Origin of the sequence: Dactylosporangium sp. NPDC051485, from assembly GCF_040682015.1 — a bacterium.
GTDB lineage: Bacteria > Actinomycetota > Actinomycetes > Mycobacteriales > Micromonosporaceae > Dactylosporangium.
The window spans coordinates 1-19,705 of record NZ_JBFAZW010000105.1; the positions used below are offsets into that span (position 1 = coordinate 1).

Genomic DNA, 19,705 nt, shown 5'->3' on the forward strand with positions numbered 1-19,705 from the left:
CACCGAGTCGCGCCGCTACCAGGACCAGCTGACCTACCAGGCCTCCCACGACGGCCTGACCGGCCTGGCCAACCGCTCCCTCTTCGCCGCCCGCAACGGCGACGACTCGCCCAGCGGCGCCTTCGGCCGCACCACGCCGCCCGACGCCCGCCCGGGCGCCGACGCCCAGCCGCCCACGGAGCCCCGCGGCCGCCGCCGGGCGCGCGAGGAAGGCGATCGTCGCCCTTCGGAGTCGTACGACCACGGCCCGGAGCTGACCCCGATCATCAAGCCCCTGGGCGACTTCACCCCGGCGGCCGCCCCGGCCGACCCGCCGCCACTGGTGCCGATCTTCCCGAACATGCGGCCGGACGCGTCTCCCACGAGCGGCGCGGGCCGCCGCGGCCGCCGCGCCGCCGAGGAGGCCCCCGCCGCCTTCACCGGCGACGTCACCGGCAGTGGCCGCCGCCGTCGCGAGGACCCCACCGGCGACGCGGCCTCCCGCACCGGCGACCTCGGGCGCCGCACGGGCGATGTCGACCCCCGCAGCGGCGGCACTGACCCCCGCACCGGCGGCACTGACCCCCGCACCGGCGGCGCTGACCCCCGCACCGGCGATGTCGACCCCCGCACCGGCGACTTCGACCCTCGCACCGGGGAGAGCCGACTCGGGCAGGTCGGCTCCCGGCCCGGCGAGGGCCGGAGGCGGGCGCCCGAGGACGAGCCCGTCATCCGCACCGGCAACGGCTTCGGCGCCGAGCCCGGCGCCCCGGCCAACGACCGCGCGCCGTACGCCGGCGAGACGACCATGTTCCGCCTGGGCGAGGACACCGGTGCCCGCCGGGGCGCCGCGTTCGACGACGACCCGCGCCGCGGCCCCAACGGCTTCGACGGCCCGCCCGGCCCCAACGGCCTCGAGGGCCCGCCCGGCCCCAACGGCTTCGACGGCCCGCGTGGCGCCAACGGCTTCGACGGCCCGCGTGGCGCCAACGGCTTCGACGGCCCGCGTGGCGCCAACGGCTTCGACGGCCCCCGCGGCAACGACGAGGGTCCCCGCGGCGTCAACGAAGGCCCGCGGGGCCATGACGGCGGCCCGCGCGGCTACGCCGACGGCCCTCGGGGCTACGGCGACAGCCCGCGCGGCTACGACGACGCCGGCGCCGGGCGACGGTCGCCGGTCGCGTTCGAGTCCGCAGCCCCCGCGACCGAGGCCGGCCGCCGCGACGAGAGCGGCGTGCGCGGCCGAGACGAGGCGCTGCGCCGCCGGCCCGCCCTGGACGAGCCGCCGCACCAGCGCCGGGCGCCCGACGACGACATGCCGTACGACCCGTACGACGAGCCGTCGGGCTCGCGGCGGCGGGGCACCGGGGAGTACTCCGGCGACTACACCGCCGGGGGAAGCCGCCGCGCCCTGCGCGAGCCCCCCGACGCCCGCCCGAGCGGCCCACCCGGGCGGCCGGACCGCGACGGCGGCCGCTCCCGCCCCGGTGCTCCCCAGCGCGCCGGGATGGACCCCGCGCGCCCCGGCCCGCGTCCGCACCGCTGGGTGGCGCTGCTGAGCGCGATCGCCGTGCTCGTGGTGCTCGGCGCCTGCGCCATAGGCACCTGGTTCATCTTCAAGGACGAGAAGAATGGCCCCGACTCGGCCAAGTCCAGCGCGACGACCGGCCCGAAGCGCCGCGACATCAGCAGCCGCGACGTGGACCCGAAGCCGCTCACCGAGGCCGAGGTGTTCCCGAACAACAACATCGTGGCCGTGCCGGACGAGCCGCCGTACGTGATCATGGCGACCAAGACGTCGCCGGACTGCAAGGTGGCCGCGACCGAGCAGCTGGCCACGCTGCTGGCCGGCGCGGGCTGCTCCGAGGTCGTGCGGGCGACGATGAAGTCGCCGAACCAGGAGTACCTCGTCACGGCCGGCGTCTTCAACGTCACCAGCGAGAAGGTGGCCGCGCAGACCTTCGAGGGCATCAAGGCCATCGTCGACGGCCAGAAGGGCCGCTTCGCGGGCATGAGCGTGGGCGTGGGCACCGGCACCGACGCCCTGGTGCGCGCCCCCACGCAGCTGAGCTGGAACTACAAGGGCCACTTCATCACGTACTGCGTGATCGCCCGCGTCGACGGCCAGAACTTCGCCCAGGGCGACCCGTACCCGAACCAGATCACGTACGACATCGTCGAGACGTACCTGGACAACGGCATCATCGAGAACCGCGCGGTGATCCAGCCCGAGGCCACCGCGGCGGCCTCGCTGCCGGCCTCCGCGCCGGCGGGCTGACCCTCCGAGAAGGACTCCGCCCGGGGCCGGACCCGGCGGGCGGGCGGTGGTGGATGATGCATGCCATGGATGAGAAGACGTTGATCCACCAGATCTCCGGGCTGGTGGACGAGGAGCACAAGCTCCGGACCCAGCTGCAGGCCGGCAAGATCACCGAGCAGGAGGAGCACGACCGGCTGAGCGGGATCGAGGAGCAGCTCGATCAGCTCTGGGACCTGCTGCGCCGGCGGCGGGCGGCCAAGCTGCAGGGGGTCTCGCCCGACGAGGTCGAGGCGCACTCCGTCGACGAGGTCGAGCACTACCTGCAGTAGCCGGCCGGGGCCAGTCCACGCCGGCCGGGGGCCAGTGCATGCCGGCCGGGGTCAGTGCGCGCCGGCCGGGGTCAGTCCACGCGCAGGCGGTAGCCGCGCTTCACCACCGTCTGCACGAAGGCCGAGCCGCCCAGGGCGGCGCGCAGGCGGGCCACGGCCATCTCCACCGCGTGCTCGTCCGCACCGCGCGGGAGCTCGCGCAGCAGCGCGGCGCGGGACAGGACCCGGCCCGGGGAGGCGGCCAGCGCGCGCAGGACCGCCATCGGGCCCGGGGCCAGGGGCTTCAGGGTGCCGTCGATGATGGCGGCGTGGCCACGGAGAGTGACCGCGGCGCCGGCCACGTGCAGCGTCGGCGAGCGCCGGGGCAGCTCGTCGACCAGGATGCGCACGAGCGCGCCCAGGCGGGCCCGGGCCGGCGCGGCCACCGGCACGCCCAGGCGCTGCAGCGGGGCCGCGGTCACCGGGCCCACGCAGGCGGCGAGCACGTCGGTGCGCAGGGCCTCCAGCACGTCCGGCGCCTCCGGGCCGGCCACCCGCAGCAGGGAGCCGACGGCCGGGGCCGAGGTGAACGTGACCGAGTCGACCAGGCGCGAGCAGATGAGGTCCACCAGGCGGCGCAGGGGGGCCGGGTCGACCGGGGGCGCCCAGCGGTACACCGGAATCTCCACGACGATCGCGCCGGCATCGCGAAGGGCGGACGTGAACTCGGGGTTGGGCTCGCCGTGCAGCTGCACGGCGATGCGGCGCCCGGCGATCCCACCCGGGAAGCCGCCCGAGATGAGGTGGTCGAGGACCTCGTCGCAGCTCTCGGTGTCCGGGGACCAGGTCTCGATCATGCCGGCGGCCCGGACCGCGCCCTTGGCCTTCGGACCCCGGGCGATCAGGTGGGCCTCGTTGAGCCGGACGCGCAGCGCCTCGCCCAGCCCCCAGCCCTCGGCCGCCTCCAGCCAGCCGCGCAGGCCGATGCCGGTGGTCGCGATGACGATGTCCGGGGCGACGTCGACGCAGGACACGGTGGCCGCCTTCAGCTCGGTGTCGTCGGCCATCGGGACGATGCGCAGGGCCGGCGCGAGCACCACCCGGGCCCCGCGCCGCTCCAGCAGGGCGCTGAGCTCGTCGCGGCGGCGGTCGGCGGTCACGGCCACGGTGAACCCGGCCAGCGGCAGGTCCTCGCCCGAGGAAGGCCGCGCCTCCAGGGTGCTGCCCGCGCTCACGCCGGCTCCCCGACCAGGCAGGCGATCTCCACCATGCCGGCGTTGACGCGCACCGGGTAGACCGGCACCCGCACGCTCGGCTCGTCCAGGCACTCGCCCGTCGTCAGGTCGTAGGCCTGCTTGTGCATCGGCGACGCGACCACCGGGGTGTCGCCCCGGCTGCCGACGATGCCCCGCGAGAGCACGGCGGCGCCGCTGATCGGGTCGAGGTTGCCGATGGCGTACAGCCCGTCGTCGAACGTCCGGAACAGCGCCACCTGCACCCCGTCGACGAGCGCGGCCACCCCGCGTTCCCGCTCCAGGCGCAGGTACGGGCAGACAACGGTCCACTTCATGAGCGCGCTCCTAGGACGACGGGCACGGGCTGTCCGCGCTCGGAAACGAAGGAGATCGTCGGGTCCGGGGTGCCGGGGGCGTTCACGAACGACACGAACCGCGCCAGCCGCTCCGGGTCCTCGACGGTGGCCTTCCACTCGTCCGAGTACGACGAGATGTGGTGGGCCATCTGCGCGTCGAGCTCCCCGGCGATGCCCAGCGAGTCCTCGACGATCACGGCGCGCAGGTAGTCCAGCCCGCCCTCGAGGCCCTCGATCCAGGCCGAGGTGCGCTGCAGCCGGTCGGCGGTGCGGATGTAGAACATCAGGAAGCGGTCCACGACGCGGATGAGATCCTCGGTGGACAGGTCGCTGGCCAGCAGGTCGGCGTGGCGGGGGCGGAAGCCGCCGTTGCCGCCGACGTAGAGGTTCCAGCCGTTGTCGGTGGCGATGATGCCGAAGTCCTTGCCGCGGGCCTCGGCGCATTCGCGGGCGCACCCCGACACGGCCGACTTGAGCTTGTGCGGGGCGCGCAGGCCGCGGTAGCGCAGCTCCAGCTCGACCGCCAGGCCGGCGGAGTCCTGCACGCCGTACCGGCACCAGGTCGAGCCGACGCAGGACTTCACGGTGCGCAGGGCCTTGCCGTAGGCGTGCCCAGACTCGAACCCGGCCGCGACCAGCCGGGCCCAGATCTCCGGCAGCTGCTCCACGCGGGCGCCGAGCAGGTCGATGCGCTGGCCGCCGGTGATCTTGGTGTACAGCTGGAAGTCCCGGGCGACCTCGCCGATCGCGATCAGCTTCTCGGGCGTGATCTCGCCGCCGGGGACGCGCGGGATCACCGAGTAGGTGCCGTTGCGCTGGATGTTGGCGAGGAAGTGGTCGTTGGTGTCCTGCAGCGCGGCCTGCTCGCCCTCCAGGATGTAGTCGTTGTGCAGCGACGCGAGGATGGAGGCCACCGTCGGCTTGCACACGTCGCAGCCGCGCCCGCGCCCGTGCTCGGTGATGAGCTGCGAGAACGTGTGGATCCCGCGGATGCGCACGATGTCGAACAGCTCGGCCCGGGAGTGCTCGAAGTGCTCGCACAGCGCCTTGCTCGCGGCGACGCCCTGCTGCTTGAGGATCTGCTTCAGCAGCGGCACGCAGGACCCGCAGCTCGTCCCGGCCCGGGTGCACTCCTTGAGGGCGGGCACGTCCGCGCAGCCCTCGGCGATGGCCGCCACGACCTGACCCTGGGTGACCGCGTTGCAGCTGCAGACCTGGGCGTCGGCCGGCAGGGCGACGTCGGCCTGGGCGTCGCCGGCCAGCAGGGCGAGCGGGTGCCCGGGCAGGGGGCCGCCGATGCTGGCCCGCAGCGTCGGGTAGGCGCTCGCGTCGCCGACCAGGATGCCGCCCAGCAGGGTCTGGGCGTCGTCGGAGAGGACCAGCTTGGCGTACCGCCCGTTGGCCGGGTCCAGGTACACGATGTCGAGCAGGTCGTCGCGTAGCGCGTCCCCGAAGCTGGCGACGTCGACGCCGAGCAGCTTGAGCTTGGTCGAGGTGTCCGCGCCGGGGAACTCGGCCGCCCCGCCGAGCAGCCGGTCGGCGACCACCTCGGCCATCGCGTAGCCGGGCGCGACCAGGCCGTAGCAGCGCCCGTCGACCTCGGCACACTCGCCGATGGCGTAGATCGCGGGGTCCCCGGTGCGGCAGGCGGCGTCGACCACCACCCCGCCGCGCGCCCCCGTCGGCAGCCCCGCGGACCGGGCCAGCTCGTCGCGCGGCCGGATGCCCGCCGCCACCACCACGATGTCGGCCGGCACGTGGGCGCCGTCGGACAGCGTGAGGCCCAGCCGGCCGGTGGGGGAGGTCTGGCGGATCGCGGTGGTGCCGGCGCCGGCGTGCACGCGCACGCCCAGGTCCTCGACGTAGCGGCGCAGCACGGCTCCGCCGGCCTCGTCGACCTGGGCCGGCATGAGCCGCGGTGCGAACTCGATCACGTGCGTGCGCAGGCCCAGCAGGCGCAGCGCGTTGGCCGCCTCCAGGCCGAGCAGCCCGCCGCCGATGACGGCGCCGACCTCGCGGCCCCGCGCGTGGTCCCGGATGGCCTCCAGGTCGTCCAGGGTGCGGTAGACGAAGACGCCCGCCTGGTCGACCCCGCTGATCGGCGGCACGAAGGCGGACGAGCCGGTGGCCAGGACGAGGACGTCGTAGTCGTACTCTCCGCGGCCGGTGCGCACCTTGCGGGCCGCCCGGTCGATCGCGGTCGCCGGCTCGCCGAGGCGCAGGTCAACGCCCTCGGGCATGGCGTAGGTCAGCTCGTCGGCGCTGACGCCGTCGAAGTACGCCGACAGCCGCACCCGGTCGTAGGCGGACCGGCCCTCCTCGGCCAGCACGGTGACCTGCCACCGGCCGCCGGGGTCCCGGGAGCGCAGCGCCTCCACGAAGCGGTGGCCCACCATGCCGTGCCCGACGACGACGACCTTCATCGAAGAATGTGAGTCGCTCACGGGTGCCCTCCGGTAACGCGAGCGTGACGGCGACGTTGCGCTGCCGTTTCGTACGACAACAGGGACCGTCTGGTGGATGGCCGGTGCGCCGCGACCGCTTCGAACATGGCCAAAAGGCTGCCGGGGGGCGGTTTCGCTCCAGGGTCCCGAATGTTTCGCGCCTGCTAAGAGCGCCTCACACGGCCCTTGAACAGCCCGTTACCGAACCGTGGTCGAATTGGCGTCGATATTCGTCGATGTGATCCCGGATGGTGGGCACCCGGCGGGCCAGATCTCGCCGCGGTAGGGTGGCGACGGTTCGCGGCGGGGTACCCAACCATCGACCCCTATGGAGCAGCAAGGAGGAAGCAGATGCGCACGACCGGCAAGGTCGCGATCGCGGCCGTTGCGGTGCTCGGCATCGGGCTCGCGGGATGCGGCAACAACTCCACCCCCGAGGGCGCCACCTCGGCCGGAGCCAGCGGCAGCGCCACGAACGGTGCCGGCGCCTCGGCCGGCGCGTCCGGCGCGACGAACGGCGGCAGCACCGGCGGCAGCACCGGCGGCACCACTGGCGGAGGCCAGGGAAGCGCGGCGTCCTGCCTCGTCGGCACCTGGAAGGCCGACGGACTCACCGGCAGCCTGAGCGGCCCGGTGAACGGCAGCCTCTCGGGCGGCGGCGGCGCGCTGCTGACGATCGACTCGGCCGGCAGGACGCAGGTCGACTTCGGCTCGATGCAGCCGGTGACCTTCACCTTCGTCGTGTCCGGCAACGACGTGAAGGGCAGCTTCTTCTACGGCGGCAAGGTCAACGGCGCCATCAAGACCCCGTCGGCGGCGACCGGGACGCTCGAGCCCACGGGCAGCGTCGACTTCGGCGCCCTCACGGTGACCGTCAACCTGACCGCCCCCGCCGCGGTCACGGTGGCCGACAAGATGCCGATCGCCGAGTTCACCGGCAGCGGGACCGCCGACACCGGCGGCGCCGTGGACGCCCAGCCGATCCTGAAGAAGAGCCGGTACGACTGCAGCGGCAGCACCCTGAAGCTCTCCCCGCCCGCGGGCGGCCCCGACACCGGCGCCTGGACCTTCAAGAAGTCCTCGTAGCGCGCTGATCCCCGGCGGCGGGTCCTCACAACGGGGGATCCGCCGCCGTGGGGAATTGTTTCGGCTTTGAAACGTCGGCGCGACGGCCGGAAACAGGCTGTCGATAACTTCCACGCTCATGACGACTGCCGTGGAAGAACCCCAGCTGCAGCCCGGGCCGCGCCGCGGCCGATGGATCGACGACTGGCGCCCGGAGGACCCGCAGTTCTGGGCGGCCACAGGGGCGAAGGTCGCCCGGCGCAACCTGATCGTGTCGATCCTCTCCGAGCACATCGGCTTCTCGATCTGGAGCCTCTGGTCGGTCTTCGTGCTCTTCCTGGGCCCCGCCTACGGGCTCGACCCGGCCCAGAAGTTCCTGCTGACCTCGGCGCCCACGCTGGTCGGGGCGGTACTGCGGCTGCCGTACACCTTCGCCGTGGCCACCTTCGGCGGGCGCAACTGGACGATCTTCAGCGCCCTGATGCTGCTCGTCCCGACCGTCTTCGCCGGGATCGTGCTGAAGCCCGGCGTCTCGTTCGCCACCCTGCTGGTCGCGGCCGCGGTGGCGGGCGTCGGCGGCGGCAACTTCGCCTCGTCGATGGCGAACATCAACGCCTTCTACCCACAGCGGCTCAAGGGCTGGGCGCTGGGCGTCAACGCCGGCGGCGGCAATATCGGCGTGGCCGCGGTGCAGCTCGTCGGCCTGCTCGTGCTGGCCACCGCCGGGGCCGCCCACCCGCGGCTCATCGTGCTGGTCTACCTGCCGCTGATCGTCGTCGCCGCGCTGCTCGCCGCCCTCTACATGGACAACCTGACGCACGCGTCCAACGACAAGCGGGCCATGCGCGACGTCGTCAAGGACGGCCACGCCTGGATCATGTCCCTGCTGTACATCGGCACCTTCGGCTCCTTCATCGGCTTCGGCTTCGCCTTCGGGCAGGTCCTGCAGGTGCAGTTCAAGGCCGACTTCTCCACCCCGGTCAAGGCGGCCTACCTCACCTTCCTCGGCCCGCTGCTCGGCTCGCTGGTCCGCCCGATCGGCGGCATGCTGGCCGACCGCTTCGGCGGCGCCCGGATCACCTTCTGGAACTTTGTGGCCATGGCGGCCGGCGCCAGCGTCGTCCTGCTCGCCTCCCGCCAGCACTCCCTGCCGCTGTTCGTCGCCGGCTTCGTGCTGCTGTTCCTCTTCAGCGGGGTGGGCAACGGGTCGACGTACAAGATGATCCCGGCGATCTTCAAGGCCAAGTTCCCCTCCGCCGAGCGGGAGGCCCGGCGCCTGGCGACCGCGCTCATCGGCGTGGCCGGTGCGATCGGCGCGGCCGGTGGGGTGCTGGTGAACCTGGCCTTCCGGCAGTCGTTCCTGGAGTACAAGACCGGTGACGGGGCCTATATCGCCTTCATCGCCTTCTACGCGCTGTGCGTCGGGGTCACCTGGCTGGTTTACCTGCGCAACTCGGCGAAGCGCCTGCCCGGCGTCTGAGTCGGGCGCGCACGGGGACCCGATTTTGTGGTCCTTGGGGACGCCGAGTATCGTGGACTGCTGTTGTGCGATGACAAGGCGTCCCCATCGTCCGGGTACGCTGGATGGTCGTGCGTCCCGGCGCCCCCATCGAGAGCGCACCCCAAGACCGACGACGCGGAAGACAAGGTAGACCTGTGGGTACGTACAGCCCGAAGCCGGGTGAGATCGAGCGCGTGTGGCATGTCATCGACGCCACCGACGTGGTGCTCGGCCGCCTGGCCACGCACGCTGCGACGCTGCTGCGCGGCAAGCACAAGCCGACGTTCGCCCCGCACGTGGACACCGGCGACTTCGTCATCGTGATCAACGCCGGCAAGGTGGCGCTGACCGGCAACAAGCGGCAGACCAAGGTGGCGTACCGCCACTCCGGTTACCCGGGCGGCCTGAAGAGGGTCGGCTACGAGGAGCTGCTGACCAAGCACCCCGAGCGGGCGATCGAGCTGGCCGTCAAGGGTATGCTCCCGCACAACCGCCTGGGCGCGCGCCAGATCCACAAGCTGAAGGTCTACGCGGGCGCCGAGCACCCGCACGCGGCCCAGCAGCCCCAGCCGTTCGAGATCAAGCAGATCGCGCAGTGAGCGCGGACGAAGGACTGAGCGTGACCGACGAGACCATCGACGCCCCGACGCCGGTCGCTGTCGCGACCGTCGAGGCCCCCGCCGCGACCACCGCCACGGCCACCGCCACCGCTACGGCGACGGTGCCGACCCGCTCCCGCCGTGCCGGCCAGCCGATCCAGACCGTCGGCCGCCGCAAGGAGGCCATCGTCCGGGTCCGCCTGGTTCCGGGCACCGGCAAGTTCCTGCTCAACGGGCGGGAGCTGGAGAACTACTTCCCGAGCAAGGTGCACCAGCAGTCGGTTCGCGAGCCGCTGGTCATCGCCGAGAAGGCCGAGGCCTTCGACGTCTTCGCCAACCTCCGGGGCGGCGGCACCACCGGCCAGGCCGGCGCGCTGCGGCTCGCCATCGCCCGGGCGCTGGTCGAGAACGACGGCGACGACCGTGCCGCGCTCAAGAAGGCCGGCTTCCTGACCCGGGACGCGCGTGCCACCGAGCGCAAGAAGTACGGCCTCAAGAAGGCCCGCAAGGCCCCGCAGTACTCGAAGCGCTAACGAAGTTTGTCGGCCGGGTGCCACCCTGGAGGTGCGCGCCCGGCCGATTTTCGCTGTGCGCGAGGTACAACCATGGGAGGTACGCAATGGGGCGACTCTTCGGCACCGACGGAGTGCGCGGGCGGGCCAACGCCGACCTGACTCCGGAGCTGGCCGTGGCGGTCGCCATCGCGGCCGCCCAGGCGCTGTTCGAGCATGATCACTCGCACGCGCCGGTCGCCGTCGTCGGCCGCGACCCGCGGGCCAGCGGCGAGATGCTCGAGGCGGCCGTGGTGGCCGGCCTCACCAGCGCCGGGGCCAACGTGGTCCGGGTCGGCGTGCTGCCGACGCCGGCCGTCGCGTACCTCACCGGCGTCCTCGGTGCCGACATCGGCGTGATGCTCTCGGCGTCGCACAACCCGATGCCGGACAACGGGATCAAGCTCTTCGCCGCCGGCGGGCACAAGCTGCCCGACGAGGTCGAGGACGAGATCGAGCGCCTCATGGACAACGGCACCCGCCGCCGCCCGACCGGCGCCGGGATCGGCCGGGTCACCGACTACGCCGACGGCGAGGACCGCTACGTCCGGCACCTGCTGACCTCGCTGCCCAGCCCGCTGGCCGAGCTCAGGGTCGTCGTCGACTGCGCCAACGGCGCCGCCTCCTCCGCCGCGCCCGAGGCCTACCGCCGGGCCGGCGCCTCGGTCATCGCGATCAACGCGGACCCCGACGGCCTCAACATCAACGAGGACTGCGGCTCCAACCACATCGCCCAGCTGTGCGCGGCCGTCGTCGAGCACGGCGCCGACCTGGGCATCGCCCACGACGGCGACGCCGACCGGTGCATCGCGGTGGCCGCGGACGGCACCGAGGTCGACGGCGACCAGATCATGGCGATCCTGGCGGTCGGCATGCGCGAGGCCGGCCTGCTGACCGAGGACACCCTCGTCGCCACCGTGATGAGCAACCTGGGCCTCAAGCTGGCCATGGCCGAGGCCGGCATCCGGCTGCTGGAGACCAAGGTCGGCGACCGGTACGTCCTGGAGGAGCTGCGGGCCAAGGGCCTCGCGCTCGGCGGCGAGCAGAGCGGGCACATCGTGATGCCGGCCTTCGCCACCACCGGCGACGGGCTGCTGACCGCCCTGCACCTCATGGGGCGCATGGAGCAGACGGGCAAGGGCCTCAAGGAGCTCGCCGGTGTGGTACACCGGCTGCCCCAGGTGATGATCAACGTCCCGGTGCTGGACCGCGCCGCGGCCGCCCGCTCGTCGCAGGTGCTCGACGCGGCCAAGCAGGTCGAGGCCGAGCTCGGCGGGGCCGGCCGGGTGCTGCTGCGCCCCTCGGGCACCGAGCAGCTGGTTCGCGTCATGGTCGAGGCCGGCACGCAGGAGACCGCCCGCGAGGCGGCCGAGCGGATCGCCGATGTGGTGAGGACGGTCTCACCTACTCAGTAGTAACCTGCGCGGCATGACTAATGCCCGCACCGTCATCGTCACCGGCGCCTCCCGCGGCATCGGCAAGGCGAGCGCCGTGGCCTTCGCCGCCGAAGGCTGCAACGTCGTGCTGACCTCGCGCAAGATCGAATCGCTGAATGAGGTCGCGGCGGAGATCTCCGCGCGGTTCCCGGACGTCGGCGTGCTCACCCACGCCGCGCACGCGGCCGAGCCCGACCAGGCCGCCGAGGTCGTCGACGCCGCCGTGCGGCGCTTCGGCGCCGTCGACGTGCTGGTCAACAACGCCGGCACCAACCCGTACTTCGGCCCGCTCATGGACATCGACCCGGTCCGGGCGGACAAGACGGTCCGGCTCAACCAGTTCGGCGTGGTGCTCTGGAGCCAGCTGGTGTGGAAGGCCTCCATGTCGGCCCGGGGCGGCGCCATCGTGAACGTCGCCTCCGTCGGCGGCGTGCTGACCGAGCCCGGCATCGGCTACTACAACGCCACCAAGGCCGCCGTGATCCACCTGACCCGCCAGATGGGCGCCGAGCTGGCCCCCGCGGTGCGGGTGAACGCCGTCGCGCCCGGCATCGTGCGCACGCACCTTGCGCGCGGGCTGTGGGAGAACCACGAGGAGTACCTCCGCGAGAAGCTGCCGCTGGGGCGCATCGGCGAGCCGGACGACATCGCCGACGTCATCACCTTCCTGGCCGGCCCCGGTGCGCGCTGGATGACGGGCCAGACACTCGTGGTCGACGGCGGCGCCCAGATCCGCTCGTCATTGACCTGATTTGCGGTGAGGTTTTTCCGGTAAACCGCCCGGCTTATCGGGTTGGCATTGGGTAACAGGCCCCCGTTGAGGGTCGCCCATTCGTGAGCATTGTATGTGCTCACAGACGACAGTTTCGAGCACTGGCAATGCTCGATTTTCTGCTACGGTACGGAGCATGTGCGGAATCGTGGGGTACGCCGGCGCCCGGCCGGCCTTGAACATCGTGCTGGACGGGCTGCGGCGGCTGGAGTACCGCGGCTACGACTCCGCCGGCGTCGCCATCGTCGGCGCCGAGCTGCTCACCGCCAAGCGGGCCGGCAAACTCGCCAACCTCGAGAAGGCCCTCGCCGAGGAGGGCAACACCGCCCTCGGCGCCGGGACGACCGGCATCGGGCACACCCGCTGGGCCACCCACGGCGGCCCCACCGACCGCAACGCGCATCCGCACCGCTCGTTCGACGGCCGGGTCGCGGTGATCCACAACGGGATCATCGAGAACTTCGCCCGGCTGCGGGCCGAGCTCGAGGCGGCCGGCATCGAGTTCGCCAGCGACACCGACACCGAGTGCGCCGCGCACCTGCTCGCCCAGGCGCTGCGGGACGCCGCCGGGGACACGCCCGGCGAGCGGCTGGCCGACGCCATGCGGGCCGTGTGCCGCCGCCTGGAGGGCGCCTTCACGCTGCTCGCCGTGGACGTGCAGGCCCCCGGCGTGGTGGTCGGCGCCCGGCGCAACTCCCCGCTGGTGGTCGGCCGTGGCGTGGGCGAGCACTACCTGGCCAGCGACGTGTCCGCGTTCATCGAGCACACCCGCGAGGCGGTCGAGCTCGGCCAGGACCAGGTCGTGCTGATCAGCGGCGACGCGATCGTCATCACCGACTTCCAGGGCAACGCCGCCGAGGGCAAGACGTTCCACATCGACTGGGACGCCTCCGCCGCCGAGAAGGGCGGCTACGACTACTTCATGCTCAAGGAGATCGCCGAGCAGCCGCACGCGGTCGCCGAGACGCTGCTGGGCCGGCTCAACGAGCACGGCGACCTGCTGCTCGACGAGGTCCGCCTGTCCGACCAGGACCTGCGCGACGTCGACAAGGTGTTCATCGTGGCCTGCGGCACCGCCTATCACTCGGGCATGGTGGCGAAGTACGCCATCGAGCACTGGACCCGCATCCCGTGCGAGGTGGAGCTGGCCAGCGAGTTCCGCTACCGCGACCCGGTGCTCGACCGCTCGACGCTCGTCGTGGCCATCTCCCAGTCCGGCGAGACGATGGACACCCTGATGGCCCTGCGTCACGCGAAGGAGCAGAAGGCCCGGGTCCTGGCGATCTGCAACACCAACGGCTCCACCATTCCGCGCGAGTCCGACGCCGTGCTCTACACGCACGCCGGGCCGGAGATCGCGGTCGCGTCCACCAAGGCGTTCCTCACCCAGCTCGTGGCCTGCTACCTCGTCGGGCTGCACCTCGCGCAGGTGCGCGGGGTGAAGTACGCCGACGAGGTCGCCGCCGTCGTCGCCCAGCTGCAGGAGATGCCGGCCAAGGTCGAGCAGGTCCTGTCGATGATGGAGCCGATCCGGGAGCTGGCCCGCGACCTGGCCGAGGCCAAGAGCGTGCTGTTCATCGGCCGGCACGTGAGCTACCCGGTGGCCCTGGAGGGCGCCCTGAAGCTCAAGGAGCTCGCCTACATGCACGCCGAGGGCTTCGCCGCCGGCGAGCTCAAGCACGGCCCGATCGCGCTCATCGACCACGGCACGCCGGTCGTCTGCGTGGTGCCCTCGCCCCGCGGCCGGGGCGTGCTGCACGACAAGGTCGTCTCCAACATCCAGGAGGTCCGCGCCCGCGGCGCCCGCACGATCGTGATCGCGGAGGAGGGCGACGAGGCGGTCAAGCCGTACGCCGATCACCTCTTCTACGTCCCGGTCACCCCCACGCTGCTCGCGCCGCTGGTCACCACGGTCCCGCTGCAGGTCCTGGCCTGCGAGATCGCCTCGGCCCGCGGCCACGACGTCGACCAGCCGCGCAACCTGGCCAAGTCCGTCACCGTCGAATAGGGCACGTGTGACAGGGTTGTTCCGTGAGAGCAGCCTGGCGGGTCGCGCAGGTGCGCGCGGCCGAAGAGTTCGTCATGAAGACCCTCCCCGACGGCGCGCTCATGCAGCGCGCCGCCGCGGGGCTGGCCCGGCGCTGCGCCGACAGCCTTCCCCGGGTGTACGGCAGCCGCGTCCTGCTCCTCGTCGGCTCCGGCGGCAACGGCGGCGACGCGCTCTACGCCGGCGCGCGGCTGGCCCGCCGGGGCGCGAGGGTGGACGCGCTGCTGTTCGACCCCGACCGGGTGCACCGGCCCGCCGCCGACGCCTTCTACGCGGCCGGCGGGCGCCTGTACGGCGCCGGGGAGGGTCGCCCGGGCCCGGCCGACCTGGTCGTCGACGGCATCCTCGGCATCGGCGGGAAGGGCGGGCTGCGCGAGCCGGCCGCGGCCCGCGTCGCCGACCTCGCCGACCTGCTGCGGGCCGCGCCCGTGATCGCGGTCGACGTGCCGTCCGGGGTCGACGCCGACACCGGCGCGGTGACCGGCATGGCCATCCACGCCGACGTCACGGTGACCTTCGGCGTCCTCAAGCCGGGGCTGCTGGTCGGGGCCGGTGCGGTACACGCGGGGATCGTCGAGCTCGTCGACATCGGCCTCGAGGAACACCTCGACGGCGACCCCGCCCTCCACGTGCCCGACGCCGCGGACCTCGCCGCCTGGTGGCCGCGGCCCCGGGCGAACGACAACAAGTACTCCCGCGGCGTCGTCGGGCTGGCCACCGGGTCGGCGAAGTACCCCGGCGCGGCCGTGCTCTCCGTCGGCGGGGCCCTGGCGGGCCCGTCGGGCCTGGTCCGCTACGCCGGCGGCGCGGCCGACGCCGTGCGCCTGCAGCACCCGCCGGTCATCGCCACCGACCGGGTCGCCGACGCCGGGCGGGTCCAGGCCTGGGTCTGCGGCAGCGGCCTCGGCACCGACCAGCGCGCCTACGGCGAGCTGCGGGCCGTCCTCGGCGCCCCGGTGCCCGCGGTGATCGACGCCGACGGCCTGACCCTGCTGGCCAACGCCCCGATGGCCGACCGCTTCCGCGAGCGCGCCGCGCCGACCGTGGTGACCCCGCACGACGGGGAGTTCCAGCGCCTCGCCGGCGGCGCGCCGGGCGACGACCGGGTGGCCGCCGCGACCGACCTGGCCGCCCGGCTGGACGCGGTCGTGCTGCTCAAGGGCGACCGCACCATCGTCGCCACCCCCGACGGCCGGGTCTTCGTCAACCCGACGGGGACCGCGGCCCTGGCCACCGGCGGCACCGGCGACGTGCTCTCCGGCCTGCTGGGCTCCCTGCTGGCCGGGGGCCTGCCGGCGGAGCTTGCGGCCATCGCCGCCGCCTACGCGCACGGCCTGGCCGGTCGCCTGGCCGCCGAGCGGGGCCCGGTGACCGCCGCTGATGTGGCCTCCCACCTGCCCGAGGCAGTCGGTATCTTAACTCGCGGGTAACGACCGATTAGGCTCTGGGCATGGGTACCGAGGTGGCGAAGAGCGGCAGCCGGAAACGAACGGCCGGCATCATCGGCGCGGTCGTGGGCCTGGCAGCGGCCGGCGTCGCCGCCGGGGTGGCCACCGAGCGCTACCTCGTGCGCCGGTCCAAGCAGGCCGACGACCCCTACGCCGATGAGGAGTTCGGCGTCTGGGACAGCGACGAGCAGCTCACGGTGACCACCGAGGAGGGCATCGACCTGCACGTGGAGGTCGTCGACGGGCCCGGCCCGACGCTGGTGTTCGTGCACGGCTTCTGCCTGGACATGGGCACGTTCCACTTCCAGCGCAAGCATTTTCAGGGCAAGCACCGCATGGTCTTCTACGACCAGCCGGGCCACGGCCGCTCGGGCAAGCTCAAGAAGGGGGAGTACACCCTGGACTCCCTCGGCGCCGGCCTGCGCGCCGTGCTCGCCGCCACCGCCCCGACCGGCCCCGTCATCCTCGTCGGCCACTCGATGGGCGGCATGACGATCATGGCGCTGGCCGAGCAGATCCCGGAGCTCTTCGAGTCCCGGGTCGCCGCCGCCGTGCTCATCTCCACCTCGGCGGGCAAGCTCGACCAGGTCACCTTCGGCTTCCCCGAGGTGGTGGCCCGCTTCCGCCGCCCGCTGTTGCCGGTCGTCGGCTTCGCCGGGCCGATCAGCTCCGCCGTGATCGATCGCGCCCGCCGGGCCTCCACCGACCTGGCCTGGCTGCTGACCCGCCGCTACGGCTTCGGCACCGCCCGCCCCAGCCCGGCCCTGGTGTCGTACGTCGAGCGGATGAACTCGACCACGTCGACGGAGGTGATCGCGCGGTACCTGCGCACCCTCTACACTCACGCGCGCCTGCTGGTCCTCGGCCCGATGCGTGACGTGCCCGTCCTGCTGGTCTGCGGCGACAAGGACGTGTTGACGCCGCTGACCCACACGTACGAGATAACGTCTGTCCTGCCCGAGGCCGAGCTGGTGGTGGTGGCCGACGGCGGCCACGTCGTGCTGTTGGAGCACGCCGACGAGGTCAACGAGGCGATGGACGGTTTCTTGACGAAGGTGCTGCCGTGACGCGAATCCTGTCGACTGTTGAGCACACCCGCGCGTTCGGCCAGGCCCTGGCCGCGGTACTGCGGGCCGGCGACCTGGTCGTCCTGACCGGCCCGCTCGGCGCCGGCAAGACCGCGCTGGCCCAAGGCGTGGGGGCCGGCCTGCACGTGCGCGGCGACATCACCTCGCCGACGTTCGTGATCGCCCGGGTGCACAAGCCCGACCCGTCCCGCGGGGGCCGGCTGCCCATGGTCCACGTGGACGCCTACCGGCTGGGCAACGTGAGCGACCCGATCGGCGAGGTGGACGCGCTGGACCTGGACGCCACGCTGGAGGACTCGGTCACGCTGGTGGAGTGGGGCGAGGGGCTGGTCGAGCAGCTCAGCGACGAGCACCTGGAGGTCCGCCTGGACCGCCGGGAAGACGACTCGCGCGTGGTCGCCCTGATCCCGCGCGGCGGCGACTGGACCACGCGCGCGGCCGCGCTGACCGCCTGACTTCCGTTTCGCGCGAAATGTCGGGCGCTGGCGTGCCGCGACATTTCGGACTTATAACCTGGCGGGGTGTAAGTCGGATAAGTCACGGATAGTTACGCGGGCTGGAGTACCTCCCAGACGTCGACCCAGGTGCCCTCGTCGTCTGTCGTCCGAGCCAGCAGGTGCCGCCCTTCGTGGCAGAACGCGGTGCTCACCCGCCGCCCCGGCGGCAGGTCGGTCCGGAACACTTCGGCCTCGGTCTCCAGGTCGCGCACGGAGAGGGCGCCGTCCAGCGCGGCGGCCCGCAGCCGGCCGTCCGGGCTCTCCATCTCGGCGGCGAACGCGTCCGCGCGGGAGGACTCCGCGTAGCCCGCGAACCGCCTCGGCAGGTCCTCGCCCACCACGCGGTCGATGCGGGAGCCCGTGGCCAGGTCCCACACCGTGGCCACGTCCCGGCGGTAGCGCCCGACGCTCGCCGCGCCCTCGCCGGTGGTGACGAGGCGCCATTCGGACTCGTTCAGCAGTACCGCATCCGGCTTGTGCACGTCCGAGAAGGTCGTCGTGATCCGGCCCGCGAGCACGTCCCAGACGGCGAAGTGGCCCTCGGCGTCCCAGGTGACGAGGGAGAGCTGGTGACCGGGGCCCAGGGCGACCTGGGCGCGACCGGCGCCGCGGCCGGGGCGCAGCTCGGTGACGAGGGCGCCCGAGTCGATGTGGCGGACCTTGACGTACTCGCCGGTGCGCGCGCACTCGACCAGCATCCGGCGGTCGGGCATGAGCAGCCAGTCGCCGGCGACCCGCAGGTGGTGGCGCTTGGCCAGCTGGAAGCGCTCGGCGGAGGCGGGCTCCAGGCGCGCGTGCGCGGCCACGGCGCCGGAGACGACGACGTCGCCGACGGCGACGCGCTGTTCGAGCAGGACGCCCTCGGCGCGGCCGGCGGAGAGGTCGTACACCTGGTCGTCGGCGGTGCGCACCTGCGCGATGGGGGTGCCGCGGCGGTACCCCTCACCCTCCTTCACCAGCCACCGCACCAGCCGCCCGCGGCCGCCCGGGATGGTCCACGACAGCGGCTCGACCCGCCACGACGGGGGGTCGGCCGGCACCGCCCGGGCCGAGCGCGCCCGCGCCCAGGCGGCGGCGCCGCGCAGCACGGCGAGCTCGGGGTCGGCCGGCCGGGTGACGGGGCGGCCGATGCCGCCGTGCAGCGCCGGGCCGATGCCGGGCAGCCGGGACGCGCCGCCGACCAGCAGCACCGCGGCGACGTCGCCGGGGACGAGGCCCGCGCGGGCGATGACGGCCCGGCAGCTGGCGATCAGCCAGCGCGTGGCCGGCTCCGTGAGCTGATCGAGGAGGCGGCGATCCATGCGGTACGGCGCCACGCCCGCCTCCACCTCCTCGGCCGCCTCCGGCACGTCGGCCAGCCGGTGCTTCAGCCGGCGGACGATGTCCAGGGCGTGCAGGTTGGCCCGCACGCTCGTGTCGCCGCCGGCCGCGAACGCCGGTTCCACCCACTCGGCCAGCGTGGCCCGCAGGTCGGCGGCGAGCATCACGTCGATGTCGCGGCCGCTGCCGGAGCTCTCCTGGCTCAGCGGCACCGGGCGGCCGCCCTGGATCTGCGCCAGTGTGGCGGTCCACGTGGCGCCCAGGTCGCAGACCAGCACGTGGCCGCCCTCGGGCACCTCCAGCAGCGTCATCGGGTCGAGCACCGCGGCCGACGCGTCGACGACGATCTCGGCGTCGGGGAAGCCGGCCATGGAGGCGGCGGCGACGAGCGCCTCGCGGCGGGGGTCGTGGGTGCGGTACCCCACCGGGGCCGTCAGCACGAGCCGCCCGATGGGGCCGTAGACCCGTCTGGCCTCGCCGGCGATCGCCTCCAGCGCGGTGTCGACCAGCTCCACGCCGTTGACCAGCTGGTCGCCGAGCCAGATCGGGGCGTTGGCGTCGATCGCGCGGCGGACGCCGTCGACGTACTGCCGCGGGTGTTGGTCCCTGGCCTGCTCGGCGGCCATCCCCACGGCGAGGCGGGGTCGGCCACCGCCCGTCACCAGGGTGGCGCTGCCCGGCCAGCGGGCGGCGCCGGTCACCGGCTCGCGGACCGGGTGCAACTGGTCGGGTAATACGACGGCGGCGGACAGGGCCCAGGACCCTACATCCACGACCAGGATCGGTTCGGTCACAGCGG

At 73.3% G+C, this 19,705-nt stretch carries 16 protein-coding genes; 12 read left to right on the forward strand and 4 right to left on the reverse strand.

What is annotated here, in order from left to right; all coding sequences use genetic code 11:
* Positions 1–2,257: hypothetical protein (locus AB0M46_RS40700; protein ID WP_363345235.1), on the forward strand; the 2,257-nt coding region annotated here is incomplete at its 5' end.
* Between the two features lie 65 nt (positions 2,258–2,322).
* Positions 2,323–2,568 carry a DUF2630 family protein gene (locus AB0M46_RS40705; RefSeq protein ID WP_363345236.1) on the forward strand — a complete coding sequence of 82 codons (246 nt, stop codon included), beginning with the start codon at positions 2,323–2,325 and terminating at the stop codon, positions 2,566–2,568.
* 71 nt (positions 2,569–2,639) lie between these two features.
* Here the strand turns inward: AB0M46_RS40705 and AB0M46_RS40710 are convergent, their stop codons facing one another.
* From AB0M46_RS40710 to nirB, 3 genes are read right to left on the reverse strand one after another with little or no spacing between them, the layout of a single operon-like run.
* Complete coding sequence (locus AB0M46_RS40710; protein WP_363345265.1) at positions 2,640–3,734, reverse strand: uroporphyrinogen-III synthase; 1,095 nt, start codon at positions 3,732–3,734, stop codon at positions 2,640–2,642.
* Between the two features lie 44 nt (positions 3,735–3,778).
* Positions 3,779–4,117 carry a nitrite reductase small subunit NirD gene (gene nirD, locus AB0M46_RS40715; RefSeq protein WP_363345237.1) on the reverse strand — a complete coding sequence of 113 codons (339 nt, stop codon included), beginning with the start codon at positions 4,115–4,117 and terminating at the stop codon, positions 3,779–3,781.
* Entirely contained in the window at positions 4,114–6,561 is a 2,448-nt protein-coding gene (nirB, locus tag AB0M46_RS40720; protein WP_363345238.1) for a nitrite reductase large subunit NirB, read from the reverse strand. Before nirB ends, nirD begins: the two co-directional genes overlap by 4 nt.
* Positions 6,562–6,933: 372 nt before the next feature.
* Between nirB and AB0M46_RS40725 the strand changes: the two genes are divergently transcribed.
* The 10 genes from AB0M46_RS40725 (at position 6,934) to tsaE (ending at position 17,544) form a co-directional block, all read left to right on the forward strand.
* Entirely contained in the window at positions 6,934–7,668 is a 735-nt protein-coding gene (locus AB0M46_RS40725; RefSeq protein ID WP_363345239.1) for a hypothetical protein, read from the forward strand.
* Positions 7,669–7,786: 118 nt separating this feature from the next.
* On the forward strand, positions 7,787–9,127 hold the full coding sequence (locus AB0M46_RS40730) for a nitrate/nitrite transporter (protein ID WP_363345240.1): 1,341 nt from the start codon (positions 7,787–7,789) through the stop codon (positions 9,125–9,127).
* Between the two features lie 176 nt (positions 9,128–9,303).
* Complete coding sequence (gene rplM, locus AB0M46_RS40735; RefSeq protein WP_363345241.1) at positions 9,304–9,747, forward strand: 50S ribosomal protein L13; 444 nt, start codon at positions 9,304–9,306, stop codon at positions 9,745–9,747.
* Positions 9,748–9,869: 122 nt separating this feature from the next.
* Entirely contained in the window at positions 9,870–10,280 is a 411-nt protein-coding gene (gene rpsI, locus AB0M46_RS40740) for a 30S ribosomal protein S9 (protein ID WP_363345266.1), read from the forward strand.
* An 86-nt stretch (positions 10,281–10,366) separates the two neighbouring features.
* Positions 10,367–11,713, forward strand: a complete 1,347-nt coding sequence (gene glmM / locus AB0M46_RS40745) for a phosphoglucosamine mutase (protein ID WP_363345242.1) — start codon at positions 10,367–10,369, stop codon at positions 11,711–11,713.
* A gap of 13 nt (positions 11,714–11,726) precedes the next feature.
* Positions 11,727–12,485: an SDR family oxidoreductase gene (locus AB0M46_RS40750; RefSeq protein ID WP_363345243.1), complete on the forward strand. Its 759-nt coding sequence runs from the start codon at positions 11,727–11,729 to the stop codon at positions 12,483–12,485.
* A gap of 157 nt (positions 12,486–12,642) precedes the next feature.
* Positions 12,643–14,514 (forward strand): glutamine--fructose-6-phosphate transaminase (isomerizing), encoded by a 1,872-nt coding sequence (glmS, locus tag AB0M46_RS40755; RefSeq protein WP_363345244.1) that lies wholly within the window; start codon positions 12,643–12,645, stop codon positions 14,512–14,514.
* A 23-nt stretch (positions 14,515–14,537) separates the two neighbouring features.
* Positions 14,538–15,983: an NAD(P)H-hydrate dehydratase gene (locus tag AB0M46_RS40760; protein ID WP_363345245.1), complete on the forward strand. Its 1,446-nt coding sequence runs from the start codon at positions 14,538–14,540 to the stop codon at positions 15,981–15,983.
* A gap of 20 nt (positions 15,984–16,003) precedes the next feature.
* Positions 16,004–17,068: an alpha/beta hydrolase gene (locus AB0M46_RS40765; RefSeq protein WP_363345246.1), complete on the forward strand. Its 1,065-nt coding sequence runs from the start codon at positions 16,004–16,006 to the stop codon at positions 17,066–17,068.
* Positions 17,065–17,544: a tRNA (adenosine(37)-N6)-threonylcarbamoyltransferase complex ATPase subunit type 1 TsaE gene (gene tsaE / locus AB0M46_RS40770; protein ID WP_363345247.1), complete on the forward strand. Its 480-nt coding sequence runs from the start codon at positions 17,065–17,067 to the stop codon at positions 17,542–17,544. Before AB0M46_RS40765 ends, tsaE begins: the two co-directional genes overlap by 4 nt.
* A gap of 92 nt (positions 17,545–17,636) precedes the next feature.
* On the opposite strand, the gene AB0M46_RS40775 is transcribed toward tsaE, so the two are convergent.
* The gene (locus tag AB0M46_RS40775; protein WP_363345248.1) at positions 17,637–19,700 is read right to left on the reverse strand and encodes an Hsp70 family protein; all 2,064 of its coding nucleotides are present in this window, start codon (positions 19,698–19,700) and stop codon (positions 17,637–17,639) included.
* Positions 19,701–19,705: the final 5 nt, after the last annotated feature.

Coding starts and splice junctions, on each gene's coding strand:
- AB0M46_RS40705 (WP_363345236.1), top strand. CDS start 2,323: ATGGATGAGAAGACGTTGATCCACCAGATCTCCGGGCTGGTGGACGAG.
- nirD (WP_363345237.1), bottom strand. CDS start 4,117: ATGAAGTGGACCGTTGTCTGCCCGTACCTGCGCCTGGAGCGGGAACGC.
- nirB (WP_363345238.1), bottom strand. CDS start 6,561: ATGAAGGTCGTCGTCGTCGGGCACGGCATGGTGGGCCACCGCTTCGTG.
- AB0M46_RS40725 (WP_363345239.1), top strand. CDS start 6,934: ATGCGCACGACCGGCAAGGTCGCGATCGCGGCCGTTGCGGTGCTCGGC.
- AB0M46_RS40730 (WP_363345240.1), top strand. CDS start 7,787: ATGACGACTGCCGTGGAAGAACCCCAGCTGCAGCCCGGGCCGCGCCGC.
- glmM (WP_363345242.1), top strand. CDS start 10,367: ATGGGGCGACTCTTCGGCACCGACGGAGTGCGCGGGCGGGCCAACGCC.
- AB0M46_RS40750 (WP_363345243.1), top strand. CDS start 11,727: ATGACTAATGCCCGCACCGTCATCGTCACCGGCGCCTCCCGCGGCATC.
- glmS (WP_363345244.1), top strand. CDS start 12,643: ATGTGCGGAATCGTGGGGTACGCCGGCGCCCGGCCGGCCTTGAACATC.
- AB0M46_RS40765 (WP_363345246.1), top strand. CDS start 16,004: ATGGGTACCGAGGTGGCGAAGAGCGGCAGCCGGAAACGAACGGCCGGC.